Annotated in this window: 18 protein-coding genes and 5 tRNA genes; 3 read left to right on the top strand and 20 right to left on the bottom strand. The window is 65.0% G+C overall.

Annotated features, from left to right (window positions below; genetic code table 11):
• Nucleotides 1-79: 79 nt before the first annotated feature.
• The 20 genes from rpoB to H7A87_RS04625 form a co-directional block, all read right to left on the bottom strand.
• Nucleotides 80-4,231 (bottom strand): DNA-directed RNA polymerase subunit beta, encoded by a 4,152-nt coding sequence (gene rpoB, locus H7A87_RS04720; RefSeq protein WP_104535790.1) that lies wholly within the window; start codon nt 4,229-4,231, stop codon nt 80-82.
• A gap of 294 nt (nt 4,232-4,525) precedes the next feature.
• Nucleotides 4,526-4,891 (bottom strand): 50S ribosomal protein L7/L12, encoded by a 366-nt coding sequence (rplL, locus tag H7A87_RS04715; RefSeq protein ID WP_008574194.1) that lies wholly within the window; start codon nt 4,889-4,891, stop codon nt 4,526-4,528.
• A gap of 54 nt (nt 4,892-4,945) precedes the next feature.
• Nucleotides 4,946-5,479 (bottom strand): 50S ribosomal protein L10, encoded by a 534-nt coding sequence (gene rplJ, locus H7A87_RS04710; protein WP_104582264.1) that lies wholly within the window; start codon nt 5,477-5,479, stop codon nt 4,946-4,948.
• Between the two features lie 548 nt (nt 5,480-6,027).
• Nucleotides 6,028-6,726 carry a 50S ribosomal protein L1 gene (gene rplA, locus H7A87_RS04705; protein ID WP_104582263.1) on the bottom strand — a complete coding sequence of 233 codons (699 nt, stop codon included), beginning with the start codon at nt 6,724-6,726 and terminating at the stop codon, nt 6,028-6,030.
• A gap of 3 nt (nt 6,727-6,729) precedes the next feature.
• On the bottom strand, nt 6,730-7,158 hold the full coding sequence (rplK, locus tag H7A87_RS04700) for a 50S ribosomal protein L11 (protein ID WP_016900682.1): 429 nt from the start codon (nt 7,156-7,158) through the stop codon (nt 6,730-6,732).
• A 199-nt stretch (nt 7,159-7,357) separates the two neighbouring features.
• Complete coding sequence (gene nusG / locus H7A87_RS04695; RefSeq protein WP_016900683.1) at nt 7,358-7,915, bottom strand: transcription termination/antitermination protein NusG; 558 nt, start codon at nt 7,913-7,915, stop codon at nt 7,358-7,360.
• A 13-nt stretch (nt 7,916-7,928) separates the two neighbouring features.
• The gene (gene secE / locus H7A87_RS04690; protein WP_104560438.1) at nt 7,929-8,339 is read right to left on the bottom strand and encodes a preprotein translocase subunit SecE; all 411 of its coding nucleotides are present in this window, start codon (nt 8,337-8,339) and stop codon (nt 7,929-7,931) included.
• A gap of 49 nt (nt 8,340-8,388) precedes the next feature.
• Nucleotides 8,389-8,464, bottom strand: a tRNA-Trp gene (locus H7A87_RS04685).
• Nucleotides 8,465-8,570: 106 nt separating this feature from the next.
• Nucleotides 8,571-9,761 carry an elongation factor Tu gene (gene tuf, locus H7A87_RS04680; protein ID WP_104582262.1) on the bottom strand — a complete coding sequence of 397 codons (1,191 nt, stop codon included), beginning with the start codon at nt 9,759-9,761 and terminating at the stop codon, nt 8,571-8,573.
• Between the two features lie 46 nt (nt 9,762-9,807).
• Nucleotides 9,808-9,883 (bottom strand) — tRNA-Thr (locus tag H7A87_RS04675).
• A 33-nt stretch (nt 9,884-9,916) separates the two neighbouring features.
• A tRNA-Gly gene (locus H7A87_RS04670) sits at nt 9,917-9,990 on the bottom strand.
• 29 nt (nt 9,991-10,019) lie between these two features.
• Nucleotides 10,020-10,105, bottom strand: a tRNA-Tyr gene (locus tag H7A87_RS04665).
• Nucleotides 10,106-10,258: 153 nt separating this feature from the next.
• Nucleotides 10,259-11,350: a redox-regulated ATPase YchF gene (gene ychF / locus H7A87_RS04660; RefSeq protein ID WP_104582261.1), complete on the bottom strand. Its 1,092-nt coding sequence runs from the start codon at nt 11,348-11,350 to the stop codon at nt 10,259-10,261.
• A 77-nt stretch (nt 11,351-11,427) separates the two neighbouring features.
• Nucleotides 11,428-12,006: an aminoacyl-tRNA hydrolase gene (gene pth, locus H7A87_RS04655; RefSeq protein WP_104582260.1), complete on the bottom strand. Its 579-nt coding sequence runs from the start codon at nt 12,004-12,006 to the stop codon at nt 11,428-11,430.
• Nucleotides 12,007-12,055: 49 nt separating this feature from the next.
• Nucleotides 12,056-12,691 (bottom strand): 50S ribosomal protein L25/general stress protein Ctc, encoded by a 636-nt coding sequence (locus H7A87_RS04650; protein ID WP_104582259.1) that lies wholly within the window; start codon nt 12,689-12,691, stop codon nt 12,056-12,058.
• A 110-nt stretch (nt 12,692-12,801) separates the two neighbouring features.
• Nucleotides 12,802-13,761: a ribose-phosphate diphosphokinase gene (locus tag H7A87_RS04645; RefSeq protein WP_104582258.1), complete on the bottom strand. Its 960-nt coding sequence runs from the start codon at nt 13,759-13,761 to the stop codon at nt 12,802-12,804.
• Between the two features lie 153 nt (nt 13,762-13,914).
• Nucleotides 13,915-13,991 (bottom strand) — tRNA-Gln (locus tag H7A87_RS04640).
• A gap of 3 nt (nt 13,992-13,994) precedes the next feature.
• Nucleotides 13,995-14,882: a 4-(cytidine 5'-diphospho)-2-C-methyl-D-erythritol kinase gene (gene ispE / locus H7A87_RS04635; RefSeq protein WP_115676527.1), complete on the bottom strand. Its 888-nt coding sequence runs from the start codon at nt 14,880-14,882 to the stop codon at nt 13,995-13,997.
• Nucleotides 14,864-15,517: a lipoprotein insertase outer membrane protein LolB gene (gene lolB, locus H7A87_RS04630; protein WP_104582257.1), complete on the bottom strand. Its 654-nt coding sequence runs from the start codon at nt 15,515-15,517 to the stop codon at nt 14,864-14,866. Before lolB ends, ispE begins: the two co-directional genes overlap by 19 nt.
• The gene (locus H7A87_RS04625; protein ID WP_119129696.1) at nt 15,514-17,202 is read right to left on the bottom strand and encodes a tetratricopeptide repeat protein; all 1,689 of its coding nucleotides are present in this window, start codon (nt 17,200-17,202) and stop codon (nt 15,514-15,516) included. The genes lolB and H7A87_RS04625 overlap by 4 nt, the downstream gene beginning before the upstream one ends.
• Before the next feature lie 65 nt (nt 17,203-17,267).
• Between H7A87_RS04625 and hemA the strand changes: the two genes are divergently transcribed.
• Genes hemA through H7A87_RS04610 form a run of 3 tightly spaced genes read left to right on the top strand, consistent with a single transcriptional unit; the run spans nt 17,268 to nt 21,332 of the window.
• Nucleotides 17,268-18,566, top strand: coding sequence for a glutamyl-tRNA reductase (hemA, locus tag H7A87_RS04620; protein WP_104582255.1), 1,299 nt, complete (start codon nt 17,268-17,270; stop codon nt 18,564-18,566).
• Entirely contained in the window at nt 18,544-19,629 is a 1,086-nt protein-coding gene (gene prfA / locus H7A87_RS04615; protein WP_119129695.1) for a peptide chain release factor 1, read from the top strand. Before hemA ends, prfA begins: the two co-directional genes overlap by 23 nt.
• Nucleotides 19,626-21,332, top strand: coding sequence for a tetratricopeptide repeat protein (locus H7A87_RS04610; protein WP_119129694.1), 1,707 nt, complete (start codon nt 19,626-19,628; stop codon nt 21,330-21,332). Before prfA ends, H7A87_RS04610 begins: the two co-directional genes overlap by 4 nt.
• Nucleotides 21,333-21,454: the final 122 nt, after the last annotated feature.

Here is a 21,454-nt window from a genome sequence, read left to right as displayed (position 1 = left end):
AATTTCGTATCTGAGATGAAACCGAGGGACTTACGTTCCAGATCCCGGCACCGCGTTGCGGCGCCGGGATCCGGCGCGATCACTCTTCCAGTTCCATGTTGATCGCCAGCGAGCGGATTTCCTTCACCAACACGTTGAAGGATTCCGGCATGCCCGCGACCATCTCGTGCTCACCATCGACGATGTTCTTGTACATCTGGTTGCGGCCCTGCACGTCGTCGGACTTCACCGTCAGCATTTCCTGCAGGGTGTAGGCCGCGCCGTAGGCTTCCAGCGCCCAGACTTCCATCTCACCGAAGCGCTGACCACCGAACTGCGCCTTGCCGCCCAGCGGCTGCTGGGTGACGAGCGAGTACGGACCGGTCGAGCGCGCATGCATCTTGTCGTCGACCAGGTGGTTCAACTTCAGGTAGTGCATGTAGCCGACCGTGGTCTTGCGATCGAACGCTTCGCCGGTACGACCGTCGTACAGCTGGGTCTGACCGCTCTGCGGCAGCTCGGCCAGTTCCAGCATGCGCTTGATTTCCGCTTCGCTGGCGCCGTCGAACACCGGGGTGGCCATCGGCACGCCATCGATCAGGTTCTTGCCCAGGTTGAGCAATTCCTCATCGCTGAACTGCGACAGGTCCACGCGCTGTGCATTGATCGCGCTGTCGTGGTTGTAGATGTCGTCCAGGAACTTGCGCAGCTCGCTGACCGCCGCCTGGGCTTCCAGCATGCGCTGGATCTTGCGACCCAGGCCCTTGGCGGCCCAGCCCAGATGCACTTCCAGAATCTGGCCGATGTTCATACGCGACGGCACGCCGAGCGGGTTCAGCACGATGTCGACCGGCTCGCCGGTAGCCATGTACGGCATGTCCTCGACCGGCACGACATTGGAGACCACACCCTTGTTGCCGTGGCGGCCTGCCATCTTGTCGCCCGGCTGGATGCGGCGCTTCACTGCCAGGAACACCTTGACCATCTTCAGCACGCCCGGTGCGAGGTCATCGCCCTGGGTGATCTTGCCGCGCTTGTCGGCAAAGCGTGCTTCGAATTCCTTTTCGTGCGCCTGGATCTGCTTCTGTGCGCGCTCGATGGCGTCGGCTGCGTCTTCGTCCTTCATGCGCAGCTGGAACCAATCGGACTTCTTCAGCCCGTCCAGATACGCGTCGGTGACGTTGTCGCCCTTCTTCAGGTTCGGACCGCCGTTGGCAACCTTGCCCACGATCTGCGAACGCAGACGTGCGTAGATGGCCGCTTCCAGGATGCGGAACTGGTCGTCGAAGTCCTTCTTGACGCGCTTGATCTCGGACTCTTCGATCTGACGCGCACGCTTGTCCTTCTCGATGCCGTCGCGGGTGAAGACCTGCACGTCGATGACGGTGCCGTCCATGCCCGGGGGCACGCGCAGCGAGCTGTCCTTCACGTCGGACGCCTTCTCACCGAAGATCGCACGCAGCAGCTTTTCTTCCGGGGTCAGCTGGCTCTCGCCCTTCGGCGTGACCTTGCCGACCATGATGTCGCCGGCGCGCACTTCCGCACCGATGTACACCACGCCGCTCTCGTCCAGACGGTTCAGCGCCTGCTCGGACACGTTCGGGATGTCGGCGGAAATTTCCTCCGGCCCCAGCTTGGTGTCGCGTGCAACGCAGGTCAGTTCCTCGATGTGGATCGTGGTGTAACGATCCTCTTCCACCACGCGCTCGGAGAGCAGGATGGAGTCTTCGAAGTTGTAGCCGTTCCACGGCATGAACGCGATCAGCATGTTCTGGCCCAGCGCCAGTTCACCGATGTCGGTGGACGGGCCGTCGGCCAGCACGTCGCCGCGCGCGATCACATCACCCACGTTCACCAGCGGACGCTGGTTGATGCAGGTGTTCTGGTTGGAGCGGGTGTACTTGATCAGGTTGTAGATATCCACGCCGGCATCGGTGCCGCCGCCGATTTCCGCCTCGTTGACCTTGACCACGATGCGGGCCGCGTCGATCTGCTCGATCACGCCACCACGCAAGGCATTGACGGTCACGCCCGAGTCGCGCGCAACCGCACGCTCGATGCCGGTACCAACCAGCGGCTTCTGCGAACGCAGCGTCGGCACGGCCTGGCGCTGCATGTTGGCGCCCATCAGTGCACGGTTGGCGTCGTCGTGCTCCAGGAACGGCACCAGCGCCGCGGCGACCGACACGGTCTGCATCGGCGAGACGTCCATGAAGTGCACTTCGGCCGGCGGCTTCAGCAGCGACTCGCCCTGGAACCGGCACGGCACGAACTGCTCGGTGAGCATGTTCTTGGCATCGGTCAGCGCGTTCGCCTGGGCGATCACGTACTCGTTCTCTTCGATCGCCGACAGGTATTCGACGTCGTCGGAGACCTTGCCGTCCAGCACCTTGCGGTACGGCGTCTCGAGGAAGCCGTACTGGTTGGTGCGGGCAAACACGGCCAGCGAGTTGATCAGGCCGATGTTCGGGCCTTCCGGGGTTTCGATGGTGCAGACGCGGCCGTAATGGGTCGGATGCACGTCGCGCACTTCGAAGCCGGCGCGCTCGCGGGTCAGGCCGCCCGGGCCCAGTGCGGAGACGCGACGCTTGTGCGTCACTTCCGACAGCGGGTTGTTCTGGTCCATGAACTGCGACAGCTGCGAGGAGCCGAAGAACTCCTTGATCGCCGCAGCCACCGGCTTGGCGTTGATCAGTTCCTGCGGGGTCAGACCCTCGGACTCGGCCATCGACAGGCGTTCCTTGACCGCGCGCTCGACGCGGACCAGGCCCACGCGGAACACGTTCTCGGCCATTTCGCCGACCGAACGCACGCGACGGTTGCCCAGGTGATCGATGTCATCGACCACGCCGCGACCGTTACGGATCTCGGTGAGCACCTTGATCACTTCCAGGATGTCGGAGGTGTCGGTGTGCTCGGCGACCAGGCGCTTGGATTCTTCGTCGTTGCGCTCGGCAAAGTACTTCTTGTCGTACAGCACCGACTCGCCCAGCACATCCTTGCGGCCGACGCGACGGTTGAACTTCATGCGGCCGACCGTGGACAGGTCGTAGCGCTCGAAGGTGAAGAACAGGTTGTGGAACAGGTTCTGAGCGGCTTCCTTGGTCGGCGGCTCGCCCGGACGCATCATGCGGTAGATTTCGACCAGCGCTTCGAGCTGGGTCTTGGTCGGATCGATGCGCAGGGTGTTGGACAGGTACGGACCGCGGTCCAGATCGTTCACCCACAGGGTGCCGACCGCATCGACGCCGGCCTTGCGGAAGGCCGCCAGCTGGTCTTCGGTGATCTCGTCGTTGGCATTGGCCAGCAGTTCGCCGGTCGAGCCATCGACCACGTCGTGCGACAGGATGCGGGTGAGCAGATAGTCGTCCGGCACGGCCAGCGCGGCAACGCCGGCGGCTTCGAGCTGCTTGACGTGACGGGCGGTGATGCGCTTGCCCGCTTCCACGATGACCTTGTCGCCATCGGCCAGGTCGAAGTTCAGCGTTTCACCACGCAGACGCTCCGGCACCAGCTCCAGCTGCACGCCTTCGTCCGGGTTGATGTGGAAGGTGTTGATCTCGAAGAACTCGGCCAGCATCTCTTCGTTGCTGTAGCCGAGCGCACGCAGCAGGATCGACACCGGCAGCTTGCGGCGACGGTCGATACGGGTGAACAGCGCATCCTTCGGGTCGAACTCGAAGTCCAGCCAGGAACCGCGGTACGGAATGATGCGGGCGCTGTACAGCAGCTTGCCCGAGCTGTGGGTCTTGCCACGGTCGTGGTCGAAGAACACACCCGGCGAGCGGTGCAGCTGCGAGACGATGACGCGCTCGGTGCCGTTGACGATGAAGGTGCCGTTGTCGGTCATCAGCGGGATTTCGCCAAGATAGACCTCCTGCTCCTTCACGTACTTGATGGCCTTGGTCGACGACTCGCGGTCGTAGATCACCAGACGCACGGTCACGCGCAGCGGCGCGCCATAGCTCATGCCGCGCTGACGGCATTCACGCTCGTCAAACACCGGCTGACCCAACTTGTAGCCGACGTATTCCAGCGCGGCGTTGCCGCTGTAGCTGGAAATCGGGAACACCGACTTCAGTGCCGCGTGCAGACCGAGGTCCTTACGCTTGGTCGGCTCCACGTCTTCCTGCAGGAATTCGCGGTAGGAATCCACCTGGATCGCAAGCAGGAACGGCACTTCGAGAATCGAGCGCTGCTTGCCGAAGTCCTTGCGGATACGCTTTTTTTCGGTGAACGAATAAGACGTCATGAGTCTTCACCCTAGGCTGCGGGGGCCGCGTCGCGGCGGCCCTGAAATAACAAAATTGTCAGTTGGAAGTCGCTGGTATTGCCGGCACCAGCACGCCTTCTCCCGCTACTTCCAACTACCAACTCGGTGAAGCAGGGATTGGGGATGACGAGATTGGGGATACGCGAAGATTGCCTTCGAATCCCGAATGCCGACTCTCAAATCCCGGCCTTCCATCAACGGCCAAAGGCCGGGAGCTTTACGCTCCCAGCCTTCAGTGCATCACCATGAAACGCTGGCGATGCAAGGTACTGCTTACTTGATTTCGACAGTCGCGCCAGCTTCGGTCAGTTCCTTCTTGATCTTCTCGGCTTCATCCTTCGAAGCGCCTTCCTTCAGCATGCCACCGGCTTCGGTCAGGTCCTTGGCTTCCTTCAGACCCAGGCCGGTCACGGCGCGGACGGCCTTGATGACGCCGACTTTGTTGGCGCCGCAGTTGGTCAGCACCACGTTGAACTCGGTCTGCTCTTCGACCACGGCGGCCGGGCCAGCTGCAGCAGCAGCGACCGGAGCGGCGGCGGAGACGCCGAACTTCTCTTCGATGGCCTTGACCAGCTCCATCACTTCCATCAGGGACTTCTCGGCGATGGCGTCGACGATCTGTTCGTTGGTAAGGGACATTGTAATTACCTTTAAATGATTTTCTGGATTGGGGTTCTAGCGAACGCTAGGACATCAAGCTTCGGCAGTCTCGGCGACCGGCGCGGCGGCTTCGTCGCCACCACCCTGCTTGTCGCCCACGGCCTTGACGGCACGGGCAAACATGGCAGCCGGTTCGGACAGCACGCGGGCCAGCATGGCCAGGGCCTGGTCGCGGGTCGGCAGCGAAGCCAACACGTCGACGTGGCCAGCCGGGAACAGTTCCCCGCCGATGGACACGACCTTGGCCTGCAACTTGTCGTTGCCCTTGGCGAATTCCTTGATCAGGCGACCGGCAGCGCCGGGCTCCTCCATCGAAAACGCGTACAGCAAAGGACCGACCAGCTTGTCAGCGACGACAGCGAACTCGGTACCTTCAACGGCGCGCGCAGCCAGAGTGTTCTTGACAACTTTCAAGAACACACCGGTTTCGCGGGCCTGCTTGCGCATCGCGGTCATCTGGGAGACCGTGATGCCAGCGTATTCGGCGGCGATCAAGGAGTGAGCCTTGGCGGCGATGTCTGCCAGCTCGGCGACTACTTCTTGCTTCTGAGACAGATTGAGAGCCATTGCACTCCTCCGTTAAAGCCGGGATGGGGATTGGTGCTTGGTGATTCGTCGAAAGCCATGAAGCCGCTCCTGCAAATCCCCAATGCCGAATCCCTAATCCCCGCTTCAAACTACTCCGCTCGCGGCTCCTGCCGGTTGCGGTCCAGGGCAGCCTCCTTCCTGGAAGCCGGGAACATCGACCGATGTTCCTTTGGTGGCCGTTCTAGACCTGGAGTGGGCTCGATCCGGGATGTCCCAGACGCGCGTAAACCAGAAAGCTCCAGAAGGGCGACACCATCTACGCCGGCCGGCTCTTGCGAACCTGATTAAGCGATCCCGCTGCATCGACGGCGACTCCTTGCCAGTGCGAGCATCCGTGCCCGTCGTCGATCTGCGCTGACCGCGCCTGCGGTCTTTGACGGCTACCGCCGGACAAGCCGGCGATCGCCTTCAAAATGTCCGTTACCCCAAAGGAGGGAACGGACTCCCAGCACACGGTGACCCGGGCCGGAAAAACAATGCTGTACTCCATCGACGGGTCAGGCCCATGACAGGCCCGACCCCTCAACTCACTTCAGCGCAAGGCTCGACTGGTCGACCGTCACGCCAGGACCCATCGTCGAGCTGACCGACACCTTCTGCAGGTAGGTTCCCTTGGAGGTGGCCGGCTTGGCCTTGATCAGATCGACCAGCAGCGCCTGCAGGTTCGACTTCAGCGCTTCGTCATCGAAGCTGGCCTTGCCGATGGTGCAGTGGATGATGCCGGCCTTGTCGGTGCGGTAACGCACCTGACCCGACTTGGCATTCTTGACCGCTTCGCCCGGGTTGGCCGACACGGTGCCGACCTTCGGGTTCGGCATCAGGCCACGCGGGCCCAGCAGGGTGCCGAGCTTACCGACGACGCGCATCGCGTCCGGGGTCGCGATGACCACGTCGTAGCTCAGGTCGCCGGCCTGCATCTTCTCGGCCAGGTCGTCCATGCCCACCGCCTCGGCACCAGCGGCCAGGGCTTCGTCAGCCTTGGCGCCGGCCGGTGCGAACACCGCAACACGCACGCTCTTGCCGGTACCGGCCGGCAGCACGGTCGAACCGCGCACCTGCTGGTCGGACTTCTTGGCGTCCACGCCCAGGCGCACGGCAACGTCGATCGACTCGACGAACTTGGCCTTGGCAACGGTCTTCAGGATCTTGATTGCGTCTTCGAAGGCATAAGTCTTGCCCGGAACGACAGCGGCCGCAATGGCCTTAACGCGCTTGCTCTGTGCCATGTCTTAGCCCTCCACCGTCAAACCCATGCTGCGGGCAGAACCCGCAATCGTGCGCACTGCCGCTTCCAGCTCGGCCGCCGTCAAATCGGCTTCCTTGACCTTGGCGATCTCTTCCAGCTGCTTGCGCGTCACCTTGCCCACCTTGTCGGTGTTGGGGCGCTTGGAACCGGAGGTCACGCCTGCGGCCTTCTTGAGCAGCACGCTGGCCGGGGTGCTCTTGGTAATGAAGGTGAAGGTACGGTCGGAATACGCGGTGATCACCACCGGCGTCGGCAGACCCGGCTCCAGCTTGGAGGTCGCTGCATTGAACGCCTTGCAGAACTCCATGATGTTCAGACCGCGCTGACCCAGTGCAGGGCCGACCGGCGGCGCAGGATTGGCCTGACCGGCCTTGACCTGCAACTTGATGTACGCAGTTATCTTCTTTGCCATTTCGATACTCTCCGGGTGCTAGCGCCTTGACTGCAGGCTCCCCATCGGACCGGGAAATCACGTGTCCCGGCTTCACGTTTCTGACCACACGCAGATGGCTGCCATGCGGCAGCCATTGATTCCCGGCGGTTCGCCAGGTGAGCGAGCCGCGCACTATAGCAGCATTCGAGGCGGGCGCCTAGACAGCGCCCAACCGACCTCAGCCCTTCTCGACCTGACCGAACTCGAGCTCGACCGGCGTGGAGCGACCGAAGATGAGCACGGCAACCCGCAACCGGCTCTTCTCGTAATTGACTTCTTCCACGACGCCGTTGAAGTCGTTGAACGGACCGTCGGTGACGCGCACCATCTGACCCGGCTCGAACAGCACCTTCGGACGCGGCTTCTCGACGCCATCCTGCACACGCTGCAGGATCGCATCCGCCTCTTCGTCGCGGATCGGCAACGGACGGTCGGCGGTGCCGCCGATGAAGCCCATCACCTTGGAAGTTTCCTTCACCAGGTGCCAGCTTTCATTGTCGATGCGCGGAATACCGGCTTCTTCGTGGGTCTCGATCTGCACCAGCACGTAGCCGGGGAAGAACTTGCGCTCGGACCGGCGCTTCTGGCCGGCGCGCATTTCGATGACTTCTTCGGTCGGCACCAGGACGTCGCCGAAGCGATCTTCCATCTCGGTGCGCGCGATACGGTCGCGCAATGCCTGCGCAACGGATTTTTCGAAGCCTGAATAGGCGTGAACGACATACCAACGCTTCACTGCTTGATTCTCCTCAACGAGCCAGGAACCACTGCGTGAGCTTCTGGATGACAAAGTCGAAGCCGCCCAACAGCAAACTCAGAATGATCACAACAACAATTACGACCCAGGTCGTGCGGATGGCTTCCTGGCGCGTCGGCCAGACCACCTTGCGCAACTCGAACCTGGATTCGGACATGAATTCACGGGCTTCCCGGCCTTTGCCGGTCCCCAGAAACACAAACGCACCGGCCACCAACCCCACAATCACAGCCAGCGCGCGCAACTGCGGCGTCCAGGCTCCAAACTGCGTGGCACGCTCGGGTGCAGAAAACCAGAACCACACAAACAACCCCGCGATCACCAGGAGCGCGGAGATGACGTATTTCACGATATCGGCGCTGGCAGCAGACGCGCTTTTGGAAGGCTCGATTTTGCTATTCATCCGGCTCTAGTTACCGATCTGACCCGAATCGCTGGGCCGGAAAGAGGAGTGGCACGCCAGGAGGGACTCGAACCCCCAACCTGCGGTTTTGGAGACCGCTGCTCTGCCAATTGAGCTACTGGCGTATGTACTCGTTTACCGCAAACCCTAAGACAACGAAGGCGGACCGCGGTTTAGCCGGCCCGCCATTCGTTTGAATCCAGCCGCCGCAAGGCGACTGGACGCAGGCACTTACTTGACGATCTTGGCAACCACGCCGGCGCCGACGGTACGACCGCCTTCACGGATGGCGAAGCGCAGGCCTTCGTCCATCGCGACCGGGTTGATCAGGGTCACGACCATCTTCACGTTGTCGCCCGGCATCACCATCTCCACGCCTTCCGGCAGCTGGCAGGCGCCAGTGATGTCGGTGGTGCGGAAGTAGAACTGCGGACGGTAGCCCTTGAAGAACGGGGTATGACGGCCACCCTCGTCCTTCGACAGCACGTAGACTTCGGCTTCGAACTCGGTATGCGGCTTGATCGAACCCGGCTTGCACAGCACCTGGCCGCGCTCGACGTCGTCACGCTTGGTGCCGCGCAGCAGCAGACCGGCGTTGTCGCCTGCCTGACCCTGGTCCAGCAGCTTGCGGAACATTTCCACGCCGGTGACGGTGGTCTTCTGGGTATCACGGATACCGACGATTTCGATTTCGTCGCCAACCTTGATGATGCCGCGCTCGATACGACCGGTCACCACGGTGCCGCGGCCGGAGATCGAGAACACGTCTTCGACCGGCATCAGGAACGGGCGGTCGACGTCGCGGGTCGGCTCCGGAATGAACGAATCCAGCGCCTCGACCAGCTTGAGGATCGCCGGCACGCCGATGTCGCTCTGGTCGCCGTCCAGCGCCAGACGCGCCGAACCGTGGATGATCGGCGTGTCATCGCCCGGGAAGTCGTACTTGCTGAGCAGCTCGCGCACTTCCATCTCGACCAGCTCGAGCAGCTCGGCGTCGTCGACCATGTCAGCCTTGTTCAGGAACACGACGATGTGCGGCACACCGACCTGACGCGAGAGCAGGATGTGCTCGCGGGTCTGCGGCATCGGGCCGTCGGCGGCCGAACACACCAGGATCGCGCCGTCCATCTGCGCCGCACCGGTGATCATGTTCTTGACGTAGTCGGCGTGGCCGGGGCAATCGACATGCGCGTAGTGACGGGTCGGGGATTCGTATTCGACGTGTGCGGTCGAAATCGTGATGCCGCGCGCCTTCTCTTCCGGCGCCGCATCGATCGCGTCATACGCCTTGAACTCGCCACCGAAACGCTCAGCACCGATCTTGGTCAGCGCGGCTGTCAACGTGGTCTTGCCATGGTCGACGTGACCGATGGTGCCGACGTTCACGTGCGGCTTGGTGCGCTCAAATTTAGCTTTTGCCATGGGTGCGTGTCTCGGTAATCGTTTGGAGTTGAAGACGATTGAGTAATGGTGCTCACGAAAGGAATCGAACCTTCGACCTCCTCCTTACCAAGGAGGTGCTCTACCGACTGAGCTACGTGAGCGAGTTTTGCATTATGCCATGCATTTGCGTTCAATGGAGCGGGAGACGGGAATCGAACCCGCACCATCAGCTTGGAAGGCTGAGGTTCTACCGTTGAACTACTCCCGCGCTGGGAACTGCATGCCACAACGTGAAACTGGTGGAGGGAGGTGGATTCGAACCACCGAAGGCGTAAGCCAGCAGATTTACAGTCTGCCCCCGTTGGCCGCTTGGGTATCCCTCCAGCTTTTACTACCGGACCGGTGCGCAATGAAGCGAATCGGTTCGGGGTGAAGCAGCCCGTTATTTTGTTGTGGGACGCACCCGGTGTCAACAAAAATTTTGAACTCTTCGCCACTCCCGAAAGCGCGCGAGGACCAGCGCCGCGCGCACGGGATCAGACGTTGAAACGGAAGTGCAATACGTCGCCTTCCTGCACGCGATATTCCTTGCCTTCCAGGCGCAGACGCCCGGCATCGCGCGCACCGGCTTCGCCGCGGTGCTTGATGAAGTCGTCAAAGCCGATCGTCTCGGCGCGAATGAAGCCCTTCTCGAAATCGGTATGGATCACCGCCGCGGCCTGCGGCGCGGTCGAGCCAGCCTTGACCGTCCACGCGCGCACTTCCTTGACGCCGGCCGTGAAGTAGGTCTGCAGGCCGAGCAGCTTGTAGGCGGCGCGGATGACGCGATTCAGGCCCGGCTCGTCCAACCCCAGATCGGCCAGGAAGGTGTCGCGGTCCTCGTCGTCGAGCTGCGACAGCTCTTCTTCGATCGCTGCCGAGACCGGCACCACTTCCGCACCCTCGGTCAACGCATGCTTGCGCACTGCCTCCAGGTGCGGATTGTTCTCGAAGCCGTCCTCAAGCACGTTGGCGATGTACATCACCGGCTTGAGCGTCAGCAGGAACAGGTCGCGCACCAGCGCCTTTTCATCCTCGTCCAGACCGGCTGCACGCCCGGCCTTGCCATCGGCCAACGCGGCCTGCAACTTGGCCAGCACCGGCTTGCGCGCCGCTGCGTCCTTGTCGCCGCCCTTGGCGCTGCGCTCGGCACGGTTGAGTGCCTTTTCCACGCTGTCCAGGTCGGCCAGCGCCAGCTCGGTATCGATGGTTTCGATATCGGCGATCGGGTCGACCTTGTTGTTGACGTGGATGACGTCGTCGTTTTCGAAGCACCGCACCACGTGGGTGATCGCATCGACCTCGCGAATGTGCGCGAGGAACTTGTTGCCCAGCCCTTCGCCGCTTGCCGCGCCCGCCACCAGGCCGGCGATGTCGACGAACTCGACCGCGGTCGGAATCAACTTCTGCGGCTTGACGATCTCAGCCAGCTGATTGAGGCGCGGGTCCGGCACCGGCACGATGCCGACATTCGGCTCGATGGTGCAGAACGGGAAATTGGCCGCAGCGATGCCCGCCTTGGTCAGCGCATTGAACAGGGTCGACTTGCCGACGTTGGGCAGGCCGACGATGCCGCATTTGATACCCATGGGTTTTCCAGTGAATGGAGAATCGGGAATCGAGAATGGCAAGAGCAGCGCTCCTCCCATTCCCGATTCCCCATTCTCTATTTTTCCGTATGCAGGCGCTTCATCGCCTCGTTGAAATTACCTTGCATTGCCAGCGGCAGCACGTCGATGGCGGCGTCCACTGCAGTCCCGATTGCCGCGTCGTCGTCGCGCCCTGCCCGTCCCAGCACCCATGGCACTACGCGGTCCTTGTGGCCGGGATGGCCGATGCCGACCCGCAGGCGGTGGAATTTGCCGTGCCCCAGCAGGCGGATGGTATCGCGCAGGCCGTTCTGGCCACCGTGGCCGCCATCGAACTTGAGCCGTGCGACGCCTGGCGCCAGATCCAGTTCGTCATGCGCAACGAGCAACTGCTCCGGCTCGATCTTCCAGAACCGCAACGCGGCGGTGATCGATTTGCCGCTGAGATTCATGAAGGTGGCCGGCTTGAGCAGCCAGACCGGCTGGCCGGCGATCTCGACCTTGGCGGTCTCGCCGAACAACTTGGCATCCAGCCCCCAACGCGCGCCATGGCGCTGGACAAGGGCATCGACGAAACGAAACCCGGCGTTGTGCCGGGTTTGCGCGTGTTCCGGACCGGGATTCCCGAGTCCGACAATCAGGCGGAGTGCAGACATGCCAGCGACCGCGGCCGATCCCACGCAGTGCGAAGGATCGGTCAACGGCTTACTTGGTCTCGGCGCCGTCGCTGCCTTCTTCACCGGCAGCGTCTTCTTCCTCGACCCGCACGTGCTTGGCAGCAACCACCGCCACGTCGTGCTCCTTGCCCAGCTTCAGCTCCGGAATTTCCACGCCGGCCGGCAGCTTGATCTCGGACAAGTGGATCACGTTGCCCACTTCCAGGGCGCCGAGGTCGACCTCGATGAACTCCGGCAGGTCCTTCGGCAGGCAGACCACCTGGACTTCGTTGAGCTCGTGGGTGACGACCACTTCGCTGGACTTGCCGGCCGGCGAGGTTGCCTCGTTGACGAAGTGCAGCGGCACAGCGGCACTGAGCTTCTCGTTGGCGCTGACGCGCTGGAAGTCGATGTGCATGATCAGCTGCTTGAACGGATGGCGCTGCATGTCACGCAGCAGCACCTGCTGCACGTCGCCATTGAGATTCAGGTCCAGGATCGACGAGTAGAACCACTCGTTCTGCTGGGCAAGCCAGATCTGCTCGTGGTTGAGCTGGATGCTGACCGGCTCGAGTTCGCCACCGTAGACGATGGCCGGAATGACGCCAGCGTGACGCAGGCGGCGGCTCGCACCCTTCCCCTCGTCTGCGCGGCGCTCGACCTTGATTTCGTGAGTCTTTGCCATGTTGTTTCACTACCTAGATTGGAATACCGCCTCGCGGCGATGAAGCGTCTCACCCGCGACCAGGAGAGACGTGGTACCGGCACCCGCACACTGCGGGCACCGAATGGGGTTCAGTCGACGTAGAGCGAACTCACCGATTCGCCGAAGGCGATGCGGCGAATGGTCTCGGCCAGCAGTTCGGCCACGCTCAGCTGACGAATCTTGGCGCAGGTGCGCGCAGCTTCGGTCAGCGGAATCGTGTCGGTGACCACCAGCTCGTCGAGCTGCGAATTGTTGATGTTGTCCACCGCCGGGCCGGACAGCACCGGGTGGGTGATGTAGGCCACGACCTTGAGCGCGCCGCGCTGCTTCAGCGCTGCGGCGGCTGCGCACAGGGTACCGGCGGTATCGACCAGGTCGTCGACCAGCACGCAGGTCTTGCCCTGCACGTCGCCGATGATGTTCATCACCGTGGCCACATTGGCGCGCGGACGACGCTTGTCGATGATGGCCAGATCCGCATCGTCCAGGCGCTTGGCGACGGCGCGCGCGCGCACCACGCCACCCACGTCCGGCGACACCACTATCAGGTTGTCGGTGCCATAGGCGCGCCAGATGTCGGCCAGCAGCAGCGGCGAGGCGTAGACGTTGTCCACCGGCACGTCGAAGAAGCCCTGGATCTGGTCGGCGTGCAGATCGACCGTCAGCACGCGGTCGGCCTCCATCGCGCAGATCATCTTGGCGGCAACCTTGGCGGTGATCGGCACGCGCGAGGAACGCATGCGGCGGTCCTGACGCGAGTAGCCGAAGTACGGGATGACCGCAGTCACCGAGGCGGCGCTGGCGCGCTTGAGCGCGTCGATCAGCACCAGCAGCTCCATCAGGTTTTCCGCACTCGGCGCGCAGGTCGGCTGGATCACGAACACTTCCTGCCGGCGCACGCTCTCTTCGATTTCGACCTGCACCTCGCCATCGGAAAAGCGCGTGACCAGCGCCTTGCCCATGCGAACGCCGAGCTCCTTGCAGATGCTCAGGGCAAGCGGCTTGTTGGCATTGCCGGAGAACACCAGCAGATTACGTTGGTCTTGCATGAGGTCTCTCGGGCGGCGGCGAAGAGCGTGCGGGCGATGGTTGAGCTGGACAAACCGACCAAATGCCGGGCTTTCCTTGAATCCCCGCACATGGAGGTGCGGGCTGTTGCAGAAGGATCTGCATATACGACTGTTGCAGAGGGATCTGCATATTGGCAGGGGCGGTAGGATTCGAACCTACGAATGCCAGGATCAAAACCTGGTGCCTTGGGCCTCTTGGCGACGCCCCTGCATCAAACCTGTCTCGCGTCCAGTGCGTCGAGCAGTGGCGAGTGCGCTGCACCTTCCACGACCCACGCCCTCAGGCTGCCCGGCAACTGCGCCATGGCCTGCTCTGCAGCAGCGCGCGTGGCGAATTCGACGAAACACCCGCCCCCTGACCCGGTCAAACGCGGCGTCCCGATCCTGGACAGCGCCTGGAACACTGCCTCGATGGCGGGTTCACGGCGCCGCAGGACCGGCTCGAACGCATTGTCGAGCAGAGAACCCGAAGCGAAGTCCGCTATTTTCACGGGCGCAGCATCCCGCGTCAATTCCCGTGACTGAAATAAGGCCGGGGTGGGCACGTGGATTCCCGGATCGACCAGCACATAGGACGCTGCCGGGAGGCTGATTGGCGTCAGTTGCTCGCCGACACCCTCGGCCCAGGCATTGTGCCCGCGCACGAACACTGGCACGTCGGCACCCAGCCGCAATCCCAGCCCGGCCAGCGTATCGACCGGCAAACCCAGGCCCCACAAGGCGTTCAGCGCGACCAGTACGGTGGCGGCATCCGACGAGCCCCCCCCGAAACCACCGCCGGCGGGGATGCGTTTGTCGACCCGGATGTCGGCGCCGGCCTGCGTGCCCGCGCTGGACTGCAGCAGGCGCGCGGCACGGATCACCAGGTCGTCGTCTTCCGCCACGCCGGGCAGGCTGTCGCCGATACGCCGGATCAGCCCGTCATCGCGCAGGCGAAGATGAATGGTGTCCCCCCAGTCCAGCAGCCGGAACACGGTCTGCAGCAGGTGGTAACCATCGGCGCGGCGCCCGACGATCCGCAGGAACAGGTTGAGCTTGGCCGGCGCAGGCCACGCCGACCAGCCCGCTTGCGCCGCAGGCATCAGGGCGACACCGCCCAGTGGTCGACCAGCAGACGCACCTTGGCCTCGCCATTGCGGGCTTCGATGCGCTGCGGCAGCTCGGGTTGGCCTTCGCCAGCCGGCGCCCAGGCGAGGAAATCGATCGTCCAGCCATCCTGCTGTACGGTCCGCGGCCGACCGGCTGCATCCAGGTCCACGCGTTCGGCGCCCGCGTCGGCGATGCGCAGCGCACGGACCCAGTCCGGCATCTGGTTGACCGGGATGGTCCAGCCGGTTGCTTCCAGCAGTACCTGCTCGGCATCGGGGCCGCTGCGCGGGCCACCCTCCAGTCCTTCCAGGCGTCCGGCGCCAGTGGTGGTGTCGCCGGTGAGCACCCAGCTCTGCCGGGTCACCGGCGCGCTGAGCTGCACGCGGTATTGCGCACCGTCCTGCTGCCAGTCGATACGGCCGCTCCCGCCCTGACTGCCCTTGCTGATCGCCACCCGGCCCTGGAACGACCAGGCCGGATGCGCCTGCAGCCAGGCCTGGCGCGCAGCTTCGGCCTGGCGCGCGCGCTCGGACACCTGCTCCACCACGGCCGCGCCATTGCCCTGCCCGCGCGGCACGCTGACGCAGGCCGACAGCCCGACCAGCACCAGCCCGCTCAGGGCCAGTGTTCGGATCGCCGTGCTCATAGGCCGAACTTTTCCACGGCGCGTTGCAGCGCGCGGTTGTCCGGGTCCAGACGCCGCGCTTCATCGAAGTAGCGCCGCGCTTCGTCCTGCTTGCCGCTGACCCACAGCACCTCGCCCACATGCGCGGCGATTTCCGGGTCCTTGACCAGTGCCCAGGCACGGCGCAGCTGCACCAGGGCCTCCTTGGCGCGGCCCATGCGGTACAGCACCCAGCCGTAGCTGTCGACGATGGCCGGGTTGTCCGGGTCGGCGGTGCGGGCGCGGTCGATCAACGCCAGCGCTTCCTTGTAGCGGGTGGTGCGGTCGGCCAGGGTGTAGCCCAACGCATTCAGCGCCGCCACGTTTTCCGGCTCGGCGACCAGGATCTTGCGCAGGTCGGCCTCGGCACGTGCGACATCGTCGCGGCGCTCCCAGGCCAGGCCGCGGGCATACAGCAAGGCTCCGTCGTCCGGATAGGCGGCCAGGCCGCGCTCGAAGGCATCCAGTTCGCCCGGTGCGTCGCCGGCGCGCTGGTGCAGCTCGGCCTCGAGCACATAGGCGTCGCGACGTGCGTCGTCGTCGGCAGTGGCATCGCTCTGCAAGGCGCGGACCTCGGCCAGCGCCTCGGGCTTGCGGCCCAACTCGTACAGCGCACTCGCGGCGCGCAGACGCGCTTCGCTCAGCTGCGGGCCGCCGGGTACGCCGCGATACCACTCCACCGCCTCGTCGTAGCGCTTGAGGAATTCGGCGATCTTGCCGAGCAGCAGGCGGCGGTCCGGGTCGGGCTTGGCGGCATTGCTCTTGAGCTCGCCGTACAGCGCCTCCAGCGCAGTGCGATCCTTTTCCTTGGCCAGCATGGAGGCGCGCAGCCCGTAGGTCTGGGTGTCCTGCGGCCCGGTCGACAGCACCCGCGCGGCGGCTTCGGTCTGCCCCATGGCATCGTAGGCAAAGGCCAGCGCGCCACGCAGCTCGGAATCCTTGACCGCCTGCGGCTCGACAGTCTTCAGCAGCGCCAGCGCCTCCTCGTTCTTGCCCTCCTGCTGCAGCTGGGTGGCGTGCAACAAGGCCACGCGCGGCTCCTCGGGGAAACGGCGCACCACTTCGTCGACGATGCGCTTGGCCAGCGCCGGGCGCTCCATGCGCAGGGCGAGCCGGCCGAACTCCTGCCAGGCTTCGATCTGGTTGGGAATGGCGCCGGCCTTGACCAGGTCCTCGAGCACGTCGGCCGAGGCTTCCGGCTCGCGTCCGCCATTGGCCAGGGCGATCAGGGCGAAGCGCCAGCCGCGCGGGTCGGATTCCTTGAGCAGGCCGAGCAGATCACGGCGGGCGGTCCGCAAGTCGTTGCGGCGCAAGGCCAGCGAGGCTTCGGTACTGCGCATGGACATCGACGAGGGTGCGCGGGCACGCCACAACGCCAGGGCCTCGATCGCACGCGGGTCGTCGTTGGCCAGCATGGCGATGCGGGCAGCGCGCTCGGCCAGCCCGGCGTCGCCGGCCTCGGCCTTGGCAGCGTCCAGATAGGCGCGGGCGGCCTCGTCCAGCTGCCCGGCCTGCAAGGCGAATTCGCCGGCGAGCACCGGCTCCAGCGAGGTGGTGCCGACGCCCTTGGGCGGCGGCGCGGGCGGTGCTTTCTTGGGTACTGCGGTGGCACTGGTGGAGACTGCGACCAGCAGAAGAACACACAGGATGCGAATCGGTACAGGCATCGGGGGCAACCGGGCCGTAAAATGGGGCCCTGAATGGCCGCCAGCTTATCGCAAGCAACTGAACAATGACGTTGTGGGTGCTCGGACTGAATCACCAGACCGCACCTGTGGACCTGCGCGAACGCGCGGCGTTCGCAGGCGACGCGTTGCCGCGCGCGCTCGAATCCCTGCGCGCGTTGCCGCAGGTGCGCGAGGCCGCGTTGCTGTCCACCTGCAACCGCACCGAGCTGTATGCGATGGCCGACGACCCGCACAGCCTGGTGAGCTGGCTGGAAACCCACGCCCCTGGCTTGAGCGGCTATCTGTATCAGCATCAGGAGGAGCAGGCGGTACGCCACCTGTTCCGCGTCGCCACCGGGCTGGACTCGATGGTGCTGGGCGAGCCGCAGATCCTGGGCCAGGTGAAGGATGCCTGGGCAGTTGCGCGTGCGCACGGCGCGCTGGGAAGCGGACTGGACCGCTTGTTCCAGCAGACCTTCTCGGTGGCCAAGCGGGCACGGACCGATACCCGCGTTGGCGCCAACCCGGTGTCGGTGGCCTCCACCGCGGTGCGGCTGGCACAGGAATCCTTCGCACGGCTCAACGAATCCACCGTGCTGTTGATCGGCGCAGGCGAAACCATCGAGCTGGCCGCCAAGCATCTGAGCGAAGGCCGCGTGCGCCGCCTGTTGATCGCCAATCGCACGCTCGCCCATGCGCAGGCGCTGGCCAGCCAGCACGGCGGCTACGCACTGCCGCTGACCGATCTGGACCGCCACCTGGCCGAGGCCGACGTGGTGTTCTCGGCCACCGCCGCGCGCGAGCCGATCGTCACGCGCGCGCAGGTGGACCAGGCGCTGCGCGCGCGCAAACGCAAGCCGATGCTGCTGTTCGACCTGGCGGTGCCGCGCGATATCGAAGCCTCGGTGGCCGAGCTGGGCGACGCCTACCTGTACACCGTGGACGACCTGGAACGCGCGGTGGAAGACAATCGCCGTGGCCGCCGGGAAGCGGCCGACCAGGCCGAGGCCATCATCGACCTGCAGGTGGCACGCTATGTCGAAACGGTGCAGGCCAATGCGCGCCAGGCGCCGCTCAAGCGCTTACGCGCGTTCGGCGACAGCACCCGTGACGAGCTGCTGGCCAAGGCGCGCCAGCAATTGCACAACGGCAAGCCGGCCGACGAGGTGCTGGAACAGCTGGCGCACGCGCTGACCAATCGGCTGCTGCATCCGCCCACCGCCGCGCTGCGCGATGCTGCGCTCAACAACGACCTGGAATTGACCAGCGCGGCCGACCGGCTGTTCCCGGAAAAGCCCGGTTACCAACATCCCCCTGTCACTACCCCGATCGCGAGGACCGATGACGCCGACCCTGCGCCGTAAGCTCGAAGCGCTGGCCGAGCGCCGCGAAGAACTGCAGCACCTGCTCTCCGACCCCGATGTGGTCAGCAACAACGACAGGTTCCGCACGCTGTCGCGCGAACTGTCGCAGCTGGAGCCGGTGGCCGTGGCCCTGGAAGACGAGGCGCGTGCCAAGGCCGACCTGAGCGCGGCCGAAGCGATGCGCAACGATCCGGAAATGCGCGAACTGGCCGAGGAGGAGATCGCCGCCGCCCAGACGCGCCTGGAAGAACTGGATGCGCAACTGGCGTTGCTGCTGGTGCCGCGCGACCCGCGCGACGACGGCAACCTGTTCCTGGAAGTGCGCGCCGGCACCGGTGGCGACGAGGCGGCGATCTTTGCCGGCGACCTGTTTCGCATGTACGCGCGCTATGCCGAGCGCCAGGGCTGGAAGGTGGAGATCGAGTCCGACAGCCCCGGCGAGCACGGCGGCTACAAGGAGGTGGTGGCACGGGTGGTCGGACGCGGCGCGTATTCGCGGTTGAAGTTCGAATCCGGCACCCACCGTGTGCAGCGCGTGCCGGCGACCGAATCGCAGGGCCGCATCCACACCTCGGCGGCCACGGTGGCGATCATTCCCGAGGCCGACGACGTGGAAGAGATCGTGATCAACCCGGCCGACCTGAAAGTGGACACCTTCCGCTCCTCCGGGGCCGGCGGCCAGCACGTCAACAAGACCGAGTCGGCGATCCGCATCACCCACGTGCCCAGCGGCGTGGTGGTGGAATGCCAGACCGAACGCAGCCAGCACGCCAACCGCGACAAGGCGATGAAGCGGCTGAAGGCGCAATTGGTGGAAGCCGAACGCAGCAAGGCGGCCGCCGCCGAAGCGCAGACGCGCAAGTTGCAGGTTGGCAGTGGTGACCGCAGCCAGCGCATCCGCACCTACAGCTTCCCGCAGGGACGCATCACCGACCACCGCGTGGAAGGCCTGACGCTGTACGACCTGCCAAACATCATCGAAGGCGACCTGGATGCGCTGATCGCACGCCTGCTGCACGAGCATCAGGCCGACGAACTGGCACGGTTGAGCGACAGCCCGTGAGTGCGCAGGTCCCGCGCGAGCTGCTGCAGCTGCGCGAGGCGGTGCGGCGCCAGCCGGGCGATTTCGTCGCCTGGCTGATGCTGGCCGATGCCGAACTCGGCATGGGCGCGATCGTTGCGGGCGAGGCCGCGGTGCAACGCGCGCTCGCGCTGCAGCCGGGCCACCCGGAAGCCGTGGCCCGGCTTGGCCGGGTGCGCTGGACCCAGCAACGGCATGCCGAGGCGGCAGCGTTGCTGCAGCAGGCATCGGACCTGGTGCCCCAGCATCCAGGCATCGCGTTATGGCTTGGGCATGCATTGGAAGATGCGGGCCAGGCCGAAGCTGCGGCGGCCGCGTATACGCGTGCGCATCAGTTGCTGCCCGACGAGCCGTATATCACTGCGCAACTGCTCAACTGGCGGCGCCGCCTGTGCGATTGGCGCGCGCTGGACGCACTTGCTGCGCAGGTGCGCAATGCCGTGGCACGGGGCGCTGCGGCGGTGGAACCGTTCGCCTTCCTGAGCGAGGACGCCAGCGCGGCCGAACAGCTGGCATGTGCACGGACACGCGCGCAGGCCGTCGCCGCGATGCTGCGCCCGCTGGCGCCGACTGCCGTGCGCAGCCGGGGCGCGTTGCGGCTCGGCTTCGTTTCCAACGGGTTTGGCGCGCATCCCACCGGCTTGCTGACGGTGGCGTTGTTCGAAGCGCTGAAGCGCCGGCAGCCGGCGCTGCAACTGCATCTGTTCGCCACCAGCCACGACGACCGCAGCGCGATCCGCACGCGCCTGGCGCACGCCACCACGCTGCACGATGTCACCACGCTCGGGCACCTGGCCACCGCGCAGCACATCCGCGACCAGGGCATCGATCTGCTGTTCGACCTGCGCGGCTGGGGCGGCGGCGGGCGCCCGGAAGTGTTCGCGCTGCGGCCGGCGCCGGTGCAGCTGAACTGGTTGGCCTACCCGGGCACATCGGGCGCGCCGTGGATGGACTACGTGCTGGGCGATGCCTTTGCGCTGCCGCCGTCGCTGGAGCCGTTCTATCTCGAGCGCGTGCTGCGCCTGAACGGTGCGTTCCAGCCGTCGGATACCTCGCGCGTGGTCGCCGAACCACCATCGCGGGCGCAGTGCGGCTTGCCCGAGCATGGCGTGGTGCTGTGCTGCTTCAACAATAGCTACAAGCTCAATCCACGCAGCATGGCGCGCATGCTGGCGGTGTTGCGCGCGGTGCCGGGCAGCGTGCTGTGGCTGTTGTCCGGGCCGGGCGAGGCCAACGCGCGCCTGCGTGCGGTGGCGCAGGCGCAAGGCGTGGATGCGCAGCGCCTGGTGTTCATGCCGAAGCTGCCGCATGCGCAGTATCTGGCGCGCTACCGGCATGCCGACCTGTTCCTGGATACGCATCCATACAACGCGCACACCACCGCCTCGGATGCGTTATGGGCGGGTTGCCCGGTGCTGACAACGCCCGGCGAGACGTTTGCCGCGCGCGTGGCCGGCAGCCTGAATCATCACCTGGGGCTGGATGAGATGAATGTGGCCGACGACGCCGCGTTTGTGGCCAAGGCGGTGGCGTTGGCGAGTGATCCAGCCGCGTTGAGTGCGTTGCGTGCGCGGGTGGCGGAGCGTCGGCGAGCGTCGGGCGTGTTCGATATGGATGGGTTTGCCGACGGGTTCGCCGACCTGATGCAAGCACTCGCGCGCCAACATGGTTGGCCAGGTAACTAGCGGCCTGCTTGCCTTTCCAAGGTAGATGGCTGTCTTCTGCTGTACCCCAACCCGCCCCCGCTCCGTGCCCCGGCCCGCGCTTGCGGCGCGGGCGCTCCAAGGCACGCGCGCCCAGCTGTGCC

Source organism: Xanthomonas sp. CPBF 426 (genome assembly GCF_903989465.1).
In the GTDB taxonomy this organism is placed as follows: domain Bacteria; phylum Pseudomonadota; class Gammaproteobacteria; order Xanthomonadales; family Xanthomonadaceae; genus Xanthomonas; species Xanthomonas euroxanthea.
The sequence above is the reverse complement of the archived record's forward strand: the minus strand, read 5'-3'. Positions and strand labels throughout refer to the sequence as shown.